We start from the raw sequence: 14,793 nt of genomic DNA on the forward strand, positions 1-14,793 counted from the left end.
GAAATTTGAAAGGGAAGGGATTTTCCCTTCCCTCCCATCCCGATCCTATTTTTTCAGCCACCACTTGGAAATATCATAAAAATCATCCTTCGCGTGGAACACATAGCCTTCTAAATCGGCTGGCATGACCCTGTGTACATTTGGATAGTACAGGAATGTGTAAGGCTGGTCTTCTGCAAGCATCTTATAGATGTCAGCATAAGCTGCCTTATATTCATCCTGATCCAGAATCTGCTTGGCTTCTTCCATCAGCTTATCTGCTTCAGGGTTCGAGTACCATACGAAGTTCAAACCTGCTTCCATCTGGCTTGTGTGGAAAATATCATATTGGTCAGGGAATGTTGACAAGCTCCATCCGAGTACCAGTGCGTCATAATTCCAGTTTGGAGCGGAAATCTGCTCAATGAACGCGCTCCATTCGACGATTTCTGGCTTCGCTTCGATTCCGACTTCCTTCAATTGCTCTTGAAGTACAACGACAATGTCTTCCCTTACTTTGTTACCCTGGTTTGTTTTTACCGTGAAGGAGAATTTCTTGCCGTCCTTATCAAGGATTCCGTCGCCATCTGAGTCCTTCCATCCAGCTTCTGCCAGCAAAGATTTTGCTTTTTCTACGTCAAATTCAAATTTAGGAACATCATCATTGTATGCGAATGATAATGGACTTTCAGGAACGTGTGCCACTTTGCCGTCACCGTTCATGACAGAGCTGACGATTGCTTCCCTGTCAATAGCATGGGTGATTGCCTGACGAACCTTCTTGTCTTTGAATAGCTCATTCTTCTGGTTGTAGCCAAGGTATGTGTATGAAAGGCCCAATCCGGACTCTACTTTAACTCCTGGGAATGATTTGACTGTTTCAATGTCAGTTCCAGGAACTCCTGCAGCAAAGTGGATATCTCCCGCCTGGATTTGCGCAATCATCGCATCCATATCAGGAACGATCTTATACGTGAGTGTATCGAGGTAAGGATGACCTTTGAAATAATCATCGAAAGCTTCGACTTTTACATACTCTCCGTCTTTCCATTCAACGAATTTGAATGGACCAGTACCAATCGGGCTCTTAGTATTGAACTCATGCTCACCAAGTTCAGCGACAGGAACATCCTTTAAGATATGTTCAGGCAAAATGTAATAGCTTAACGAAACCGGGTAGAAGGAAGCATCCTTCTTGCTCAGCTTGAACTCGACAGTATAGTCATCGACTTTTGTAACTGATTCCATCGCTTCGAAAGCAGATCCGCGCTCACCATTATAATTAGCGTCTTTTGGAATACTGAAGGTGAAAACGACGTCATCTGCAGTGAATTCTTCTCCATCATGCCATTTAATTCCCTTTTTTAGTTTGGCTGTAAATGTCAAACCATCTTCAGAAATATCAATTGACTCAGCCATGCTCATTGTCGGATTAAATTCAGTGTCAGATGATACAAGGCTGTCATAAATGAATCCTTCAATGTCAGAGCTCGATGTATCCGTTGAGTAAAGCGGGTTGAAAACGGTAGGTGCACCAGTAGAACCAATGATTAAATCCCCGCCTTGCTGCGGACCAGTTGCTTCCTCTTCTGTCTTACCATCATCTCCAGGAGTTTCTTTCGGATCCTCAGAGCTATTTCCTCCTGTACAGGCTGTCAGAAAGATCGAAAGGATCAAAGTAAGACTAATTAACCACCACGAAGCTTTTCTTAATTTCACATCATTTCCCCCTTAAATTTTAACTGTTTTTTTTTACTATTAACGAAACATTTGTTAGCCCCACTGTTTAAAGCATTCTTACAAACTTCGAGACTCCTTTTAAGAAAGACCCAAAATTCATAAGCATTAATAGTGGTAAAGCCAACAAAGTTTACGCAAATAGCCTTATTAATAGAAAGGTGCCGGTATCTCCTCCTTTCAAGTCGTGCTCTGCACTATGTATACAGATGGCAGGCAACAAAATGATTGCTCTTGACTTCTTTGAAGTCGGGGTTAACCTGTTTGCAAAGGTCAAACGCGGCTGGGCACCTTGTATGGAAGACACACCCTTTTGGCGGATTTGCCGGGCTTGGTAGCTCACCTTTTAAGATAATCCGTTCCCTCTTCATGGCCCCTTTTTTTCTAGGCACCGGCACAGCCGAAAGCAATGCCTGTGTATACGGATGGAGCGGTTCTGCGTAAATCTCCTTTTTTGAAGCAAGCTCCATCATTTTTCCGAGGTACATAACCCCGACCCTGTCGCTGATATGTCTGACGACGCTTAGGTCGTGGGAGATAAAGAGATAAGTAAGGCCAAATTCTTCCTGAAGGTCCTCCATCAGATTGATAATCTGGGGCCTGGATTGAAACGTCCAATGCTGATACAGCCTCGTCAGCAACGATCAGTTCAGGGTGCAATGCCAGCGCTCTTGAAATCCCGATCCTTTGCCGCTGCCCTCCAGAAAATTCATGTGGATACCGATTGATGAATGAAGCATTGAGCCCTACTTTTTCCAAAAGACTTTCGACTTTTTCATCCCGTTCCTTGCTTTTATAAAGACGATGGGTATCAAGCGGTTCCCTGATGATTGATCTCAGTGTTTTCCTCGGGTTAAGGGACGCGAACGGATCCTGGAAAATCATCTGGATGTTTTTCCGCACATCCTTGCGAAGCTCACTTTCAGATAGATGGGAGATATCCCTGCCATTAAAAATGATCTTCCCATCGGTAGGTTCATAGAGTCGGATAATCGTCCTGCCGACTGTTGATTTGCCACATCCTGATTCTCCGACGATTCCTAAGGTCTCACCTTTATTCACCTTCAGATTTATTCCATCGACTGCCTTTATATGACCTACTGTCTTTTGCAGCAAGCCAGATTTTATCGGAAAGTGCTTTTTTACATCCTGTAATTCAAGCAAGGTTTCAGAGCGATTTTCCTGTGAGTTTTTTTCCAGGGTTTCATTTGGTGAGGTCATTCCTTCACCTCCTTGATATCATGCAAAAAGCATCTTACAGAACGATTCTCGTATTTTCTTACAAGCTCTGGCAGTTCAATGAAACAGCGCTCAAAGGCATGCGGGCAGCGCGGTGCAAAACGGCAGCCTTCTGGAAGGTTCTCTGGTGACGGAACATTTCCTTCAATTGAGGCAAGCCGTGAATGGTCCTCGTCTATCGATGGAATGGAGCCCATTAGACCACTGGTATAAGGGTGCAGCGGATTTTCAAATAAATCTTCAACCATGGCTTCTTCTACTACCTGGCCTGCATACAGGACGACGACTCGATCAGCAACTTCTGAAACCACTCCCAAGTCATGGGTAATGATTAGGATCGATGTTTCGAACTTTGTGCTCAACTCCTTCATCAAATCCAGTATTTGCGCCTGGATCGTCACGTCCAATGCAGTTGTCGGTTCATCCGCTATCAATAGCTTGGGGTTGCAGCTCATTGCCATCGCAATCATCACCCTTTGTCGCATCCCCCCGGAAAGCCTGTGCGGATAATCATTGATTATTTCCTTTGCACGTGAAAAACCCACCAGCTCCAACATCTCAATTGCCTTTTTCTTCGCCATAGCATTATTCAAGCCCTGATGGTATGTCAGGACTTCAGTGATTTGTTCACCGATGGTAAGTACAGGATTGAGCGATGTCATTGGTTCCTGGAAAATCATTGATATATCATTCCCGCGAATTTTGCACATCTCTTCCTCGTTTGCCTTAGCAAGATCCCGTCCATCAAAAATGATCTGCCCGTCCACAATTTCTCCGGGAGGACTAGGTATGAGCCGCATAATTGATAGAGAAGTAATACTCTTGCCAGACCCTGATTCCCCTACCAATGCGACAGTTTCCCCTTTATTGATGACTAGATCAACCCCGTCAACTGCTGGAATCATTGTCTTTTTCCTTTTAAAATAGGTTTTAAGATTTTTTAGTTCCAATAAGGCTGTCACGTTTCTTGCACACCGCCTATCCCAATGAAATTGATATTAAGAGAAATGACTTTTTGACCAAGCGAAAGATTCTGATAATTATTAAATATTAGAAACGGTGCTCATTTATTACACTTTCATTACTTTTTTCATTACAATATTTTTTATAAGAATATAGAAATTGACTTTTTGTAGGTCCATTGTTTTAGCAGGAAAATAGTTTAAGCCATCTATTAAAACAGGCAAAGGATCGTTGGATTGTTGTTATTTTTGGGGTTAGAATAATTCAAATGAAGGTTTTTCAGATTGAAATGCTTTCAGGGAACGGAAGTGTTCTGCTTTTTGCCTAAATGAGAGGGATGACTAATTTTCAGGCAATGGATACGCTTTCCCTTTACCCAAATGCAGGGACAAGCACATTTTCGGGCAAAGCAGACGCTTTCCTTTTATCGATGCGGGAGGTTAGCGAAAAAAAGCAAATAAAAGAGCAGAAACCTTAAAATCAAATAGGGTTTCTGCTCTTTTATCGTTTTTTCTTTAAGCTTCATATTTTCTGAAAGCAATTGTAGCATTATGGCCGCCGAAGCCCAATGAGTTGCTGATTGCGGCATTAACTTGTTGCTTGCGCGCTGAGTTTGGCACATAATCCAGGTCACATTCTGGGTCCGGTGTTTCCAGGTTAATCGTCGGCGGCAAGATTCCTTCCTTCAAAGCCATAACCGTGAAAATCGCTTCGATTCCGCCTGCTGCACCAAGCAAATGCCCTGTCATTGATTTTGTCGAGCTGACTGCAAGCTTGTACGCGTGCTCGCCAAACACTGTCTTGATGACCATTGTTTCATATTTATCATTATATTCAGTACTTGTTCCGTGGGCATTAATGTAGCCAACTTCTTCTGGTGCAAGTTCCGCATCGTCAAGCGCCATTTTCATGGCTCTTGCTCCCCCTTCGCCTTCAGGTGCTGGAGCGGTAATATGATATGCATCTCCAGTAGCACCATAACCAACGATTTCAGCATAGATTTTAGCTCCACGGGCCAATGCGTGCTCCAGCTCTTCAAGGACTACGATTCCAGCGCCCTCACCCATAACAAATCCATCGCGATCTTTGTCAAACGGTCTGCTCGCTTTTTGCGGATCTTGATTAGTAGATAGCGCTGTATTTGCACAGAATCCTGCAAAAGACATTTTTGTAATTGGCGCTTCCGCCCCGCCAGTTACCATTACGTCAGCGTCTCCACGCTGGATGACCTTGAAAGCATCCCCGATTGAGTTCGTTCCAGTCGCACATGCTGTGACTGTGCAAGAATTAAATCCTCTTGCGCCAAGTGTGATCGATACCTGTCCTGCTGCCATATCAGGAATCATCATCGGCACGAAGAAAGGGCTGACCCTGCGATATCCTCTGTTCATGAAGGTTTCGTGCTGCTGCTCGAATGTTTCCATCCCGCCGATTCCTGACCCAATCCATACTCCGACTCTAGGAGCGTTCTCGTCGGTGATTTCCAAGGAGGAATCTTTCACAGCCATCAATGATGCCGCGACAGCATAATGTGTAAAACGATCCATCTTCCTAGCGTCTTTACGGTCGATAAAGTTCTCAACATTGAATTCCTTTACTTCTGCTGCAACCTTTGCAGGAAAGTCATCTGGATTTAATCTAGTAACCGGTCCGATTCCCGATATACCTTCAATGATATTGTTCCATGTAGTTCCCGCGTCATTCCCTAGAGGCGTAACAGCCCCGATCCCAGTAACAACGACTCTGCGTTTCTCCATCATTATTGCATCTCCTTTATCTGTGCTCGTATTTTATATTGAGTTCATCTTTTTATGAGTTTATTTTCCCCAGCGCATTGCGATTGCTCCCCATGTTAAACCTCCGCCAAAACCTACCATTACTACTACATCGCCATCCTTGATCTTACCTGCTTCCAGTTCTTCAAAAAGCGAAATCGGTATTGAGGCGGCTGATGTATTTCCATATTTGTGGACGGTCTTTGACATTTTTTCTACCGGCAGTTCAAGCCGCTGGCGGGCAGATTCCATAATCCTGATATTGGCCTGGTGAGGAATAAGGAAATCAACATCCTCTTTTGAAAGTCCAGCTTTTTCAAGGACATTAATGCTGCTCTCACCCATTTGCCTGACAGCAAATTTAAAAACTTCACGGCCATTCATCACAATATAGTCATCCTGGTACAAATGCTTGCCGCCTGAACCATCAGATCCGAGCTCAAAGGAAAGCACCCCTCTGCCATCAGGAACAGGTCCCATGACGACCGCCCCAGCTCCATCACCAAACAACACAGCAGTGTTACGATCGTTCCAATCGGTTATCTTGGAAAGCTTTTCTACACCTACTATTAAAACATACTTATAAGTACCTGCTTCAATAAATTGTTTGCCCGTAACCATTCCATACATGAATCCGGCACATGCCGCACTCAAATCCATTGCTGCCGCATTTTTCGCACCAAGTTGATCCTGGAGCATACAGGATACTGTCGGGAAGGGCTGGTCAGGAGTGACTGTCGCCACAAGAATTAAATCGAGTTCCTCAGCTGAGATCCCAGCATTATTAATTGCCTCAACAGCGGCACGATAGGCTAAATCCGAAGTTTCCATATCGTCGCCTGCTATTCTTCTTTCTTCAATCCCTGTCATTGTTCTGATCCACTCATCCGAAGTATCCATTTTCTTCTCCAAATCAAGGTTTGTTACAACCTCCTCTGGCAAATAACGCCCAACCCCAGTTATCCCTGCATTCATGGGATCCATCTCCTTTTATCTTAGATTCTGTCTATTTCATTTTACTTTTATTATCAATTATTATGACTTGGTACTAATTTTAGCAGAAACTGCTCTTTCACTGCAACTGAAAAATAACAATTCCGCTCCTGCCCTAGTCCAAGTGGACTGATCAATCATAAACTGACAGTGAAGGCCAATGCTTTTAGGCCGGTTGTTGACAATCCAAGGCAGTCTGAGATTAGGCAGTCTAACCAGTTGCTCAAGAGTTTTTTAAATAGATCGGAACATTGAAAGGTGGGAGTGAAAATGGAAGATGAAAGAGAAAGGGACTTATTTGGTTTCAAGCTAAAGAGAGATAATGAAGAGAGTTCCAATCAAGAAGAAAAAGAGTATACTCATTTCGATCAATTTATGTTCGGGCGGCCGGCCAAGAAATAACGAAGAAGCTAGTGAACAAAACGGAAAAAGCGATTCTCCCCTCAACCAGTATCTAGGTAAAATTGATTTAGATGAAGTCATGCACCATGTAGATACACTGATTACATCAGCCAGAGAGCTCAAGCCGCTAATGGGCAAGGTAAAACCACTTTTTGACCATTTTATAGAAAAAAAATAAAAGCTGAGAACACTTCTCAGCTTTTATTCCTGAATATATTATTCTTTTGCAGCATCTGCTTTTCCCAGCTCGTAAGCTTCGTTCATTACATTAGTGAAAAGTGTGAAAAATGGCTGCAGATTGTCCATATTCAATTCAATGCCTGCCTCCTGAAGTTTTTGCTGAGCTTCCGGAAGGTATTTCATCGCGATTTGCATGAACTCCATTGTTTTATCATTACTTTGCATGTTGATTATCTCCTTCTATTATATTTACTGGTTGGGTAATTTCCCTGTTTCTTTATAAGCATTTATAAAAGTGCCTATTCTTTCCCTAAACTTGGAATCGACTTTTGGACTGAATTCGCCGAGGGAGATAACTCCATCCTGAAAGTCGAATGATAGGTTACCCGACTTTAATTCACCAGTATTGAATTTCTCAGCCGTCAATTCATACAAGTCATCAACGTGCTGGACAGTACTCGTCAATACCGTCGACTCACCAAAATCTGACTGATCCGAAATAAAGCCAATAATATGTAAGCCTCTGTCCTTCACCCTTTCAATCACGGGTACATTATACCCATCTCCAGCAGGATAAATGACATCGGCACCCTCATCCAATACAGCTTCAAGAACATCGAGTGCTTTCTTTTGGTTATCCCAGTGTCCAACAAAACGAATGTCGACCTTCATATCCTTGTTTTCAAAAATCGCACCATCATAAAAGCCCTCCACTTCAGGCTGCCATTCATATGCAGCGATGATTCCAACCTTGCCGGTTTTCGACATGTGGCTCGCCACCATCCCGCCAAAAAAGCCCATGGCATATCCTTTAAAATTTAGGCTTGTCGAGTTTTTTGTTCTGGCATCTCCATTAAAGCTAATAAAATGTATGTCAGGATAGTTCCTTGATATCTTATTGAAATAAGCTGCGTACTCATTTCCATGCCCATAAATGAGGTTAACTCCCTGCCGGTCGAACTCTTTCACTGCAGCCTCTACATCTTCCTGTGAACTCATACCTTCTTTGAAAAAGACATCAACTCCCAGGCTGGATTGGATTTGCAGAAGTCCTCGATATCCTTTCGTCCCCCACACCTGATCATTAATAGTTTCAGGCACCAACAGGCCGACTTTCTCCACCTTCCCTGTTGAAAGAGGTTGTCCGCATCCCCCCAAGCAAAAGAAGGCTTAACATTATTAGCCCGAAACGTTTCAGCATCCGATGCATCTCCTTTATGCGCCACTGTGCAAATCCTTAAAATCATTCAGTGTTCGCTTTATTAAAATGGAACCGATTAAAAGAATCTTTTTACCATTTTACTCTTTGGAGTACGACTTTGAAAAGTAATTTTACAAAATTCGCTTAGACTCTGCTGTCCTGTATTCGGATAAATTGCTCCTTTTGCCTTCTTAAACCCTTGCTGACTTGCTCGTTTTGGCCTACTATCCTGACTTGAATACTTTCTTTTAGTACTGGCGCTGCGACCTCGTTCCTGAGGATTGCAGCATCCTGGCCAATCAGTTCCTCTGCACACTGCAGCCATCTGTCCTGTTCTCCACTTGATAGTATATACTGGACCTGTTGGCCTGATTCAGCCATTTCCATTATCATTTTCACAGCATCATCTATATACAGGCAATCATGCGTCCACTCCCATTTGCTGATAGGAGGAACATTCCTGCCATTAAGTGAAGATTGAGAGAGCGCTTGCTGGAAAAAACACTCTTCCGGCTGCCAGGGACCATAAATGGTCGGTAAATAAATGGTTAGAAGTGTAGATTTCCAATTGCTGATAGATGAGCTGATTTTTGTTTCTGCCTCTCTAATATCCGTATTTTCCTCGGCACAATAGGCTGGCAGAATAACAGCTGTCGGCAACTTTTTCAAATGACGTTCTTCTAATTTGCTGAGAAGTGCTTTCAATAAATCATTTGTGCCATTTCGTGTCTGGAGCGACTCAAACAAAGTCACGAACAGAAACCCTTCTGACTGCTCAGCTTCCCAATCTTTCAGACTGATTTCTGAGAAGTTGGCATTCCGGCCGATTTCAAGACGTTTTTCCTCTGTAAAATAATCATCTATCTTTCCTGACTGGTGGATTCCATCTACCTCAACGCCTAGATCAAGCATATGACGGCACAGACTATATCCTATAAAGTCATATATTCCGAGAATCGTTGCCCTTTCCATATTGAACTCCTCCTTGCAAATACTCTCTTGTATCTTATGAATCTAAAACTGAAAATATTTGCAGGGAGTTAAAGGACTTGCTCATATTTTGTAAAAAATTGTACGATTTGACTTCCTACTTGAAGCACTTTTTCTGGAAGTACGTAACTTACGGTAACTGGGAGGTCCGCTCTTTCCCAATCATATGAGAGATCCTTAATGATACTTGACTGCTTATATGCTCTGTTTCCTGATAATACATGTATGATTTTTACTGGCGTTTCTTTATTGAAAGCAGGACTTGAAGAGCCTTCATCAATACTCTCAAGGAGCTTGCTAATCTCAATTTCATATGCAGCTTCTAGTTCTGCAACAAGCTTTTTATAAAAAAACTTATTCTCTTTTTCCTGCTCCAAATGCTTACTCAATGAGAGGATTGGATTGATCAAGACCAGACTCCTGATTTTAGAATCACCATCAGCTAATAGCTTCAAGGCAACAAGTGCCCCCATCCCCTCTGCAACTACATGGAAAGAACTATTCAGTATTTCATTGCGGACGATATGGCTGCACAGTCTCATTGTTAACTCGACAGCCTTCTCACTTCCCCAATGTCTTCCAAATAAGTTTGAATAAAAGACAGTATACCCTTCGTTTTTCAGTATGTTCAACAGTGAACGTTTACCTTCATTCTGTGTCCAGAAGCTGCTTTCGCTGTTCACAAAATGCCTTTCATCTCCAATCGTCAGGATACCGAAACCATTTGTCCTTTGAGGATAATGGATGACATTCCATTCGGTATCCAGTTTAAAGTTCCGGCTCTCCATCTTACCAACCCCTTTCCTACAGATTATTCATATTACTGTATGTTATTTAACGGGAAATGAAAGGGGATTTGCCCATTTTTCTATATTAATCCCTTCTCTTAGGGTAAAAAATCTCATGATATTGTCATATTAATTTTACCATATTTTAGAAATATAGAAATGTGCAATGAAAACGCTTTTCATTTTAATTAAAATTCATTTATAATTTATATGGCTTATGGTAAAATGAGAAAAGATTTAATAATGTAAGAGGTGAAAATCGTGAAATATTTCTGGACACTACTCTGGACATTCCTTCTTGTTCTAATGCTAAATTACGTGGCTGGTGCGATGATCGGTGTTGGATTGGACTTAGTTCAAAGCACGATCCTTGCGATTGTGGCAACAATCATTATCCTTGTGATTCCGGCTGTTCTTCCAAATGGATCTGAAGAAAATCATCAACATTAAAGTACATAAGAAAAGCGCAAGCGCCTCGTTCAGCCCCGACAAGCGACTCGAGGGGCTAGGCGCTGAAGCTAGACAATTCTAGAAGGTGAATTTATACTTTCTTATTCAGAAAAAAAAGTCATCCTAGAGGATGACTTTTTTTCTCTATTAAAGCTTCTTACTTTACATTCAAGGATATATCTCCATTTTCTACGCCAATTTCCACCCGGCTCTTCTCTTTAACTCTGCCTGCAATGATTTCCCTCGCGAGCTTTGTTTCTAAGCTCCTCTGGATGAATCTCTTTAGCGGCCTAGCGCCGTATACTGGATCGAATCCTTGCTCAGCTAAGAACTCTTTTGCTTCATCGGTGATTGACAGCTCAATTTGCTGGTCTGCAAGCCTTGCTTGCAGAGTCTTTATTAATTTTCCAACAATCATCTTAATCTCCTTTAATGCCAGAGGCTTGAAAAGGATGATTTCATCCACACGATTCAGAAATTCCGGACGGAAATGGCCGCGAAGCTGGGCCATTACAAGATCCCTGGTTTCAGAGGAAATTTCCTCGTCTCCCCCCTGCCGGTCAAGCAAGTAATGAGAGCCAATATTGGATGTCATAATAATGACCGTATTCTTAAAGTCGACCATTCTGCCTTGTGAATCCGTTACCCGTCCATCATCCAGCATCTGCAACAGGATATTGAAGACTTCCGGATGAGCCTTCTCCACTTCATCAAGGAGGATGACCGAATACGGATTTCTTCTGACTGCTTCTGTCAGCTGGCCGCCTTCTTCATAACCTACATAACCTGGAGGTGCCCCTATCAGCCTTGATACTGCATGTTTTTCCATATATTCAGACATATCTATTCGAATGATATGTTCTTCACTGTCAAATAAAGACTGAGCAAGCGTTTGGCCAGTTCCGTTTTACCTACACCGGTAGGACCTAGAAAAATGAAAGATCCAATTGGCCGATTTGGATCCTTGATGCCTGCTCTGGCTCTGAGGACCGCGTCGGATACGAGTGATACTGCTTCATCCTGTCCAACAACCCGATCATGTAGAATGCTTTCTAGCTTGAGAAGCTTTTCCCGCTCTCCTTCAACAAGCTTCATCACTGGTATGCCTGTCCATCTTGAGACGATTGACGCAATTTCATCTTCAGTCACTTCTTCGCGAAGGAGCCTCTCACCTTCACTTTTGCTAACCTCCTGCTCAAGTGCCTTGAGGTCTTTTTCAAGAGAAGGTATTCGGCCGTGCCTAAGCTCAGCAGCCTTATTTAAATCATAGTCATTTTCCGCTTTATCAAGTTCTCGCCGAAGTTTTTCCAGCAGTTCTCGCTGCTCCTGAACCTTTTGGATGCCTTCTTTTTCTTTCTGCCACCTTGACTTCATTGCATTAGCTTTTTCCCTCAAGTTAGCAAGCTCCTTACGAAGAGTTTCAAGGCGGACTCGGCTAGCATCATCTTTTTCCTTAGTTAGCGCAGCTTCTTCAATTTCTAACTGCATGACCCTTCTAGTCACTTCATCAAGCTCAGTCGGCATTGAGTCAATTTCTGTACGGATCATCGCGCATGCTTCATCTACGAGGTCAATCGCCTTGTCTGGCAAGAATCGGTCCGTAATGTAACGATCTGATAATGTAGCTGCAGCAACCAGCGCACGGTCATGGATATTCACTCCATGGTGAATTTCAAACCTTTCCTTCAATCCTCGTAAAATGGAAACAGTATCCTCGACATCTGGTTCTTGAACCAATACCTGCTGGAATCGGCGTTCCAAAGCTGGGTCTTTTTCAATGTATTTTCGGTGTTCATCAAGAGTCGTTGCACCGATACAATGAAGTTCCCCACGAGCAAGCATTGGTTTCAGCATATTCCCGGCATCCATTGCCCCCTCTGTTTTACCCGCGCCAACAATGGTATGGAGTTCGTCTATGAATAACAGGATTTTCCCTTCACTCTTTTTCACTTCATTCAAGACCGCTTTTAATCTCTCTTCAAATTCTCCCCGGAATTTCGCACCTGCTATCAGGGCGCTCATGTCGAGTGCAAAAATTGTCTTTTCCTTTAAGCCTTCCGGAACATCCCTGCGAACGATCCTTTGGGCGAGCCCTTCTACAATAGCTGTCTTCCCTACGCCTGGCTCCCCAATCAGGACCGGATTGTTTTTCGTCTTCCTTGACAGGATACGGATGACATTGCGAATTTCACTGTCCCTGCCGATTACCGGGTCGACCTTTCCGGTCCGGACTTCCTCGACAAGGTCACGGCCATATTTTTTTAATACTTCATACGTTGCTTCTGGGTTTTGTGAAGTCACTCTCTGGTTCCCCCTAACCTCTTTAATTCTTGCTAATAATTTTTCTTTGCTAACTCCTAATTTTCTCATTGCTCCGCCAGATTCAGATCCAGGAATTTCAAGAGCGGCCAACAAAACATGTTCTACGGACAAATAGTCATCTTCAAACTGTTTCATTTCCTTTTCGGCCTGAGCTAAAACCTTTTGAAGCGTTGCGGTAATAAATAATTTCCCCTGTTCTACACCACTTCCTGAAACTTGAGGTTTCTTTGACAGGGTAAGATTTAATCCATCTATAAAATGCTCCATTTTCATTCCGATACCAGTAAGCAATGTTGCCGCCAGATTGCCATCCTCTTCAAGTAGGGCAAGCAGCAGGTGTGCATCATCCACTTCCTGGTGATTATGTTGAACAGCCAGGGTCTGGGCTGAAACAAATGCTTTCTGCAAACTTTCGGTCATCTTATTTAAATTCATGCCCAATCACTCCTTGACCTTTTTTGACCTTTAATTATATTATAATAAAAATTCCCAAATAGTAAAGCCATCCGCACTGGATGGCTTTACTGAATTATGATTTTATTCCGGAAATTGCTTTTATCCTGAATGAACAGGATCTTGAACTTTTTATTTGAACTTTGGCATGTACGTCCAGTGGCGATTGTGATTGGAGTTTTCCGGAAAACGGTCCCCAGCTTTTAGTTTGATTTTTTGCGGATTATTGACATTGCTGCCTGTTTCTCCAATTTCAATATAAATCCCATTATTTGGTGCCTTTTGTCCAGCACGAAATTGATGACTTTGACCCATTTGCCATCCTCCTTCATTAAAGTATTCCGGCAATTTTATTATTTACTGATTTAAATAAAGTATTTATGCTTAATTTATCCTTCCAAAAAAAAAGGTTATACGGTACATTAGTGTAATGAGTTTATAAATTAAGTGGAGGAAATTAAAAACCATATGGACAATTTCTATGAACTGATTAAATACATATTTCTAGGCCTATTCCAGGGTATTACTGAACCAATTCCTGTTTCATCAAGCGGACATCTTGAAATAGCAGAGCACTTTTTTAAACTTAAAATTGAAGGAATGAGTTTTGCTCTATTGATGAATTCAGCTTCACTCTTTGCTGTTTTGTTAATTTACAGAGCCGATATCATCCGGTTAATCGTGAACGGGATTGTCTATCTTAAAAGTAAAGATCCCGAAGCAAAATCTGACTTTATGTTCATCATTTATTTGATTGTTGGAACGATTCCTGCAGGAGTCATAGGGGTCCTATTCGCGGATTTTATCGAGGACAAATTAGCTGATATTAAAACTGTCGGCGTAACACTGATCATTACTGGCCTTGCTCTCTGGCTGATCCGAAACCTGCGTGGCCGCAAGAATGACGGCGATTTAAGTCTGAAAGATGCCATTATTGTCGGACTTGCCCAAGCAGTTGCCCTTATTCCCGGAATCAGTCGTTCTGGTGCGACCATTGTCGCTGCGATGAGCCTAGGCATGAAACAGGAAACTGCGCTAAGGTACTCTTTCCTGCTTTATATTCCAGTTAGTTTCGGAGGGATGATTCTCGGGTTTTCTGACCTTTTACTTGATGAACGTCTTGGAGAATTAGCAGTGCCATATATCTTTGCGTTCATTGCATCACTGATTGCCTCTTACTTCTCTTTAAAATGGTTTATGAATATCATGGCGCGAGGAAACTTGAAATACTTTGCGATATACTGCTTCATTGTAGGACCACTTGTCCTCTTCTTTTCTTAATACTCAAAAACCGGCTACCTTAATAGCCGGTTTTTGTGTT

General features: G+C 42.5%; 14 protein-coding genes and 1 pseudogene. 3 read left to right on the forward strand and 12 right to left on the reverse strand.

Going from position 1 to position 14,793, the window contains the following annotated elements:
• Positions 1–45: 45 nt before the first annotated feature.
• From LC048_RS15165 to LC048_RS15185, 5 genes and pseudogenes are all read right to left on the reverse strand, one after another.
• Positions 46–1,698, reverse strand: a complete 1,653-nt coding sequence (locus LC048_RS15165; protein ID WP_226600196.1) for a peptide-binding protein — start codon at positions 1,696–1,698, stop codon at positions 46–48.
• 215 nt (positions 1,699–1,913) lie between these two features.
• Positions 1,914–2,937 (reverse strand): annotated as a pseudogene (locus LC048_RS15170) (ABC transporter ATP-binding protein).
• Positions 2,934–3,917 (reverse strand): ABC transporter ATP-binding protein, encoded by a 984-nt coding sequence (locus tag LC048_RS15175; RefSeq protein ID WP_226600194.1) that lies wholly within the window; start codon positions 3,915–3,917, stop codon positions 2,934–2,936. The pseudogene LC048_RS15170 and the gene LC048_RS15175 overlap by 4 nt, the downstream one beginning before the upstream one ends.
• Positions 3,918–4,433: 516 nt before the next feature.
• Positions 4,434–5,675, reverse strand: coding sequence for a beta-ketoacyl-ACP synthase II (fabF, locus tag LC048_RS15180; RefSeq protein ID WP_306050519.1), 1,242 nt, complete (start codon positions 5,673–5,675; stop codon positions 4,434–4,436).
• Between the two features lie 60 nt (positions 5,676–5,735).
• Positions 5,736–6,668: a beta-ketoacyl-ACP synthase III gene (locus LC048_RS15185; RefSeq protein WP_226600193.1), complete on the reverse strand. Its 933-nt coding sequence runs from the start codon at positions 6,666–6,668 to the stop codon at positions 5,736–5,738.
• A 340-nt stretch (positions 6,669–7,008) separates the two neighbouring features.
• Between LC048_RS15185 and LC048_RS15190 the strand changes: the two genes are divergently transcribed.
• Positions 7,009–7,266: a hypothetical protein gene (locus LC048_RS15190; protein ID WP_306047998.1), complete on the forward strand. Its 258-nt coding sequence runs from the start codon at positions 7,009–7,011 to the stop codon at positions 7,264–7,266.
• A 38-nt stretch (positions 7,267–7,304) separates the two neighbouring features.
• Here the strand turns inward: LC048_RS15190 and LC048_RS15195 are convergent, their stop codons facing one another.
• From LC048_RS15195 to LC048_RS15210, 4 genes are all read right to left on the reverse strand, one after another.
• A complete protein-coding gene (locus LC048_RS15195; protein WP_226600191.1) occupies positions 7,305–7,493 on the reverse strand; it encodes a ComZ family protein in 189 nt (62 codons plus the stop codon).
• A gap of 24 nt (positions 7,494–7,517) precedes the next feature.
• A complete protein-coding gene (locus LC048_RS15200) occupies positions 7,518–8,390 on the reverse strand; it encodes a BMP family ABC transporter substrate-binding protein (RefSeq protein ID WP_371931909.1) in 873 nt (290 codons plus the stop codon).
• A 223-nt stretch (positions 8,391–8,613) separates the two neighbouring features.
• On the reverse strand, positions 8,614–9,441 hold the full coding sequence (locus LC048_RS15205) for an NAD-dependent epimerase/dehydratase family protein (RefSeq protein WP_306047999.1): 828 nt from the start codon (positions 9,439–9,441) through the stop codon (positions 8,614–8,616).
• A 68-nt stretch (positions 9,442–9,509) separates the two neighbouring features.
• Positions 9,510–10,247 carry an alpha/beta hydrolase gene (locus LC048_RS15210; RefSeq protein ID WP_306048000.1) on the reverse strand — a complete coding sequence of 246 codons (738 nt, stop codon included), beginning with the start codon at positions 10,245–10,247 and terminating at the stop codon, positions 9,510–9,512.
• A gap of 261 nt (positions 10,248–10,508) precedes the next feature.
• Between LC048_RS15210 and LC048_RS15215 the strand changes: the two genes are divergently transcribed.
• The gene (locus tag LC048_RS15215; RefSeq protein WP_226600187.1) at positions 10,509–10,697 is read left to right on the forward strand and encodes a YjzD family protein; all 189 of its coding nucleotides are present in this window, start codon (positions 10,509–10,511) and stop codon (positions 10,695–10,697) included.
• A gap of 157 nt (positions 10,698–10,854) precedes the next feature.
• Here LC048_RS15215 and LC048_RS25100 read toward each other — a convergent pair whose 3' ends face one another.
• The 3 genes from LC048_RS25100 to LC048_RS15225 all read right to left on the reverse strand — a co-directional run bounded on the left by LC048_RS25100 (position 10,855) and on the right by LC048_RS15225 (position 13,787).
• Positions 10,855–11,538: an AAA family ATPase gene (locus LC048_RS25100; RefSeq protein ID WP_371931910.1), complete on the reverse strand. Its 684-nt coding sequence runs from the start codon at positions 11,536–11,538 to the stop codon at positions 10,855–10,857.
• Between the two features lie 2 nt (positions 11,539–11,540).
• Positions 11,541–13,454 carry a Clp protease N-terminal domain-containing protein gene (locus tag LC048_RS15220; RefSeq protein WP_371931911.1) on the reverse strand — a complete coding sequence of 638 codons (1,914 nt, stop codon included), beginning with the start codon at positions 13,452–13,454 and terminating at the stop codon, positions 11,541–11,543.
• Positions 13,455–13,604: 150 nt separating this feature from the next.
• The gene (locus tag LC048_RS15225; protein ID WP_079508079.1) at positions 13,605–13,787 is read right to left on the reverse strand and encodes a YjzC family protein; all 183 of its coding nucleotides are present in this window, start codon (positions 13,785–13,787) and stop codon (positions 13,605–13,607) included.
• Between the two features lie 153 nt (positions 13,788–13,940).
• Between LC048_RS15225 and LC048_RS15230 the strand changes: the two genes are divergently transcribed.
• The gene (locus LC048_RS15230; protein ID WP_226600185.1) at positions 13,941–14,753 is read left to right on the forward strand and encodes an undecaprenyl-diphosphate phosphatase; all 813 of its coding nucleotides are present in this window, start codon (positions 13,941–13,943) and stop codon (positions 14,751–14,753) included.
• Positions 14,754–14,793 lie beyond the last annotated feature (40 nt).

Source organism: Mesobacillus subterraneus, from assembly GCF_020524355.2.
Lineage (GTDB): Bacteria > Bacillota > Bacilli > Bacillales > Cytobacillaceae > Mesobacillus > Mesobacillus subterraneus_C.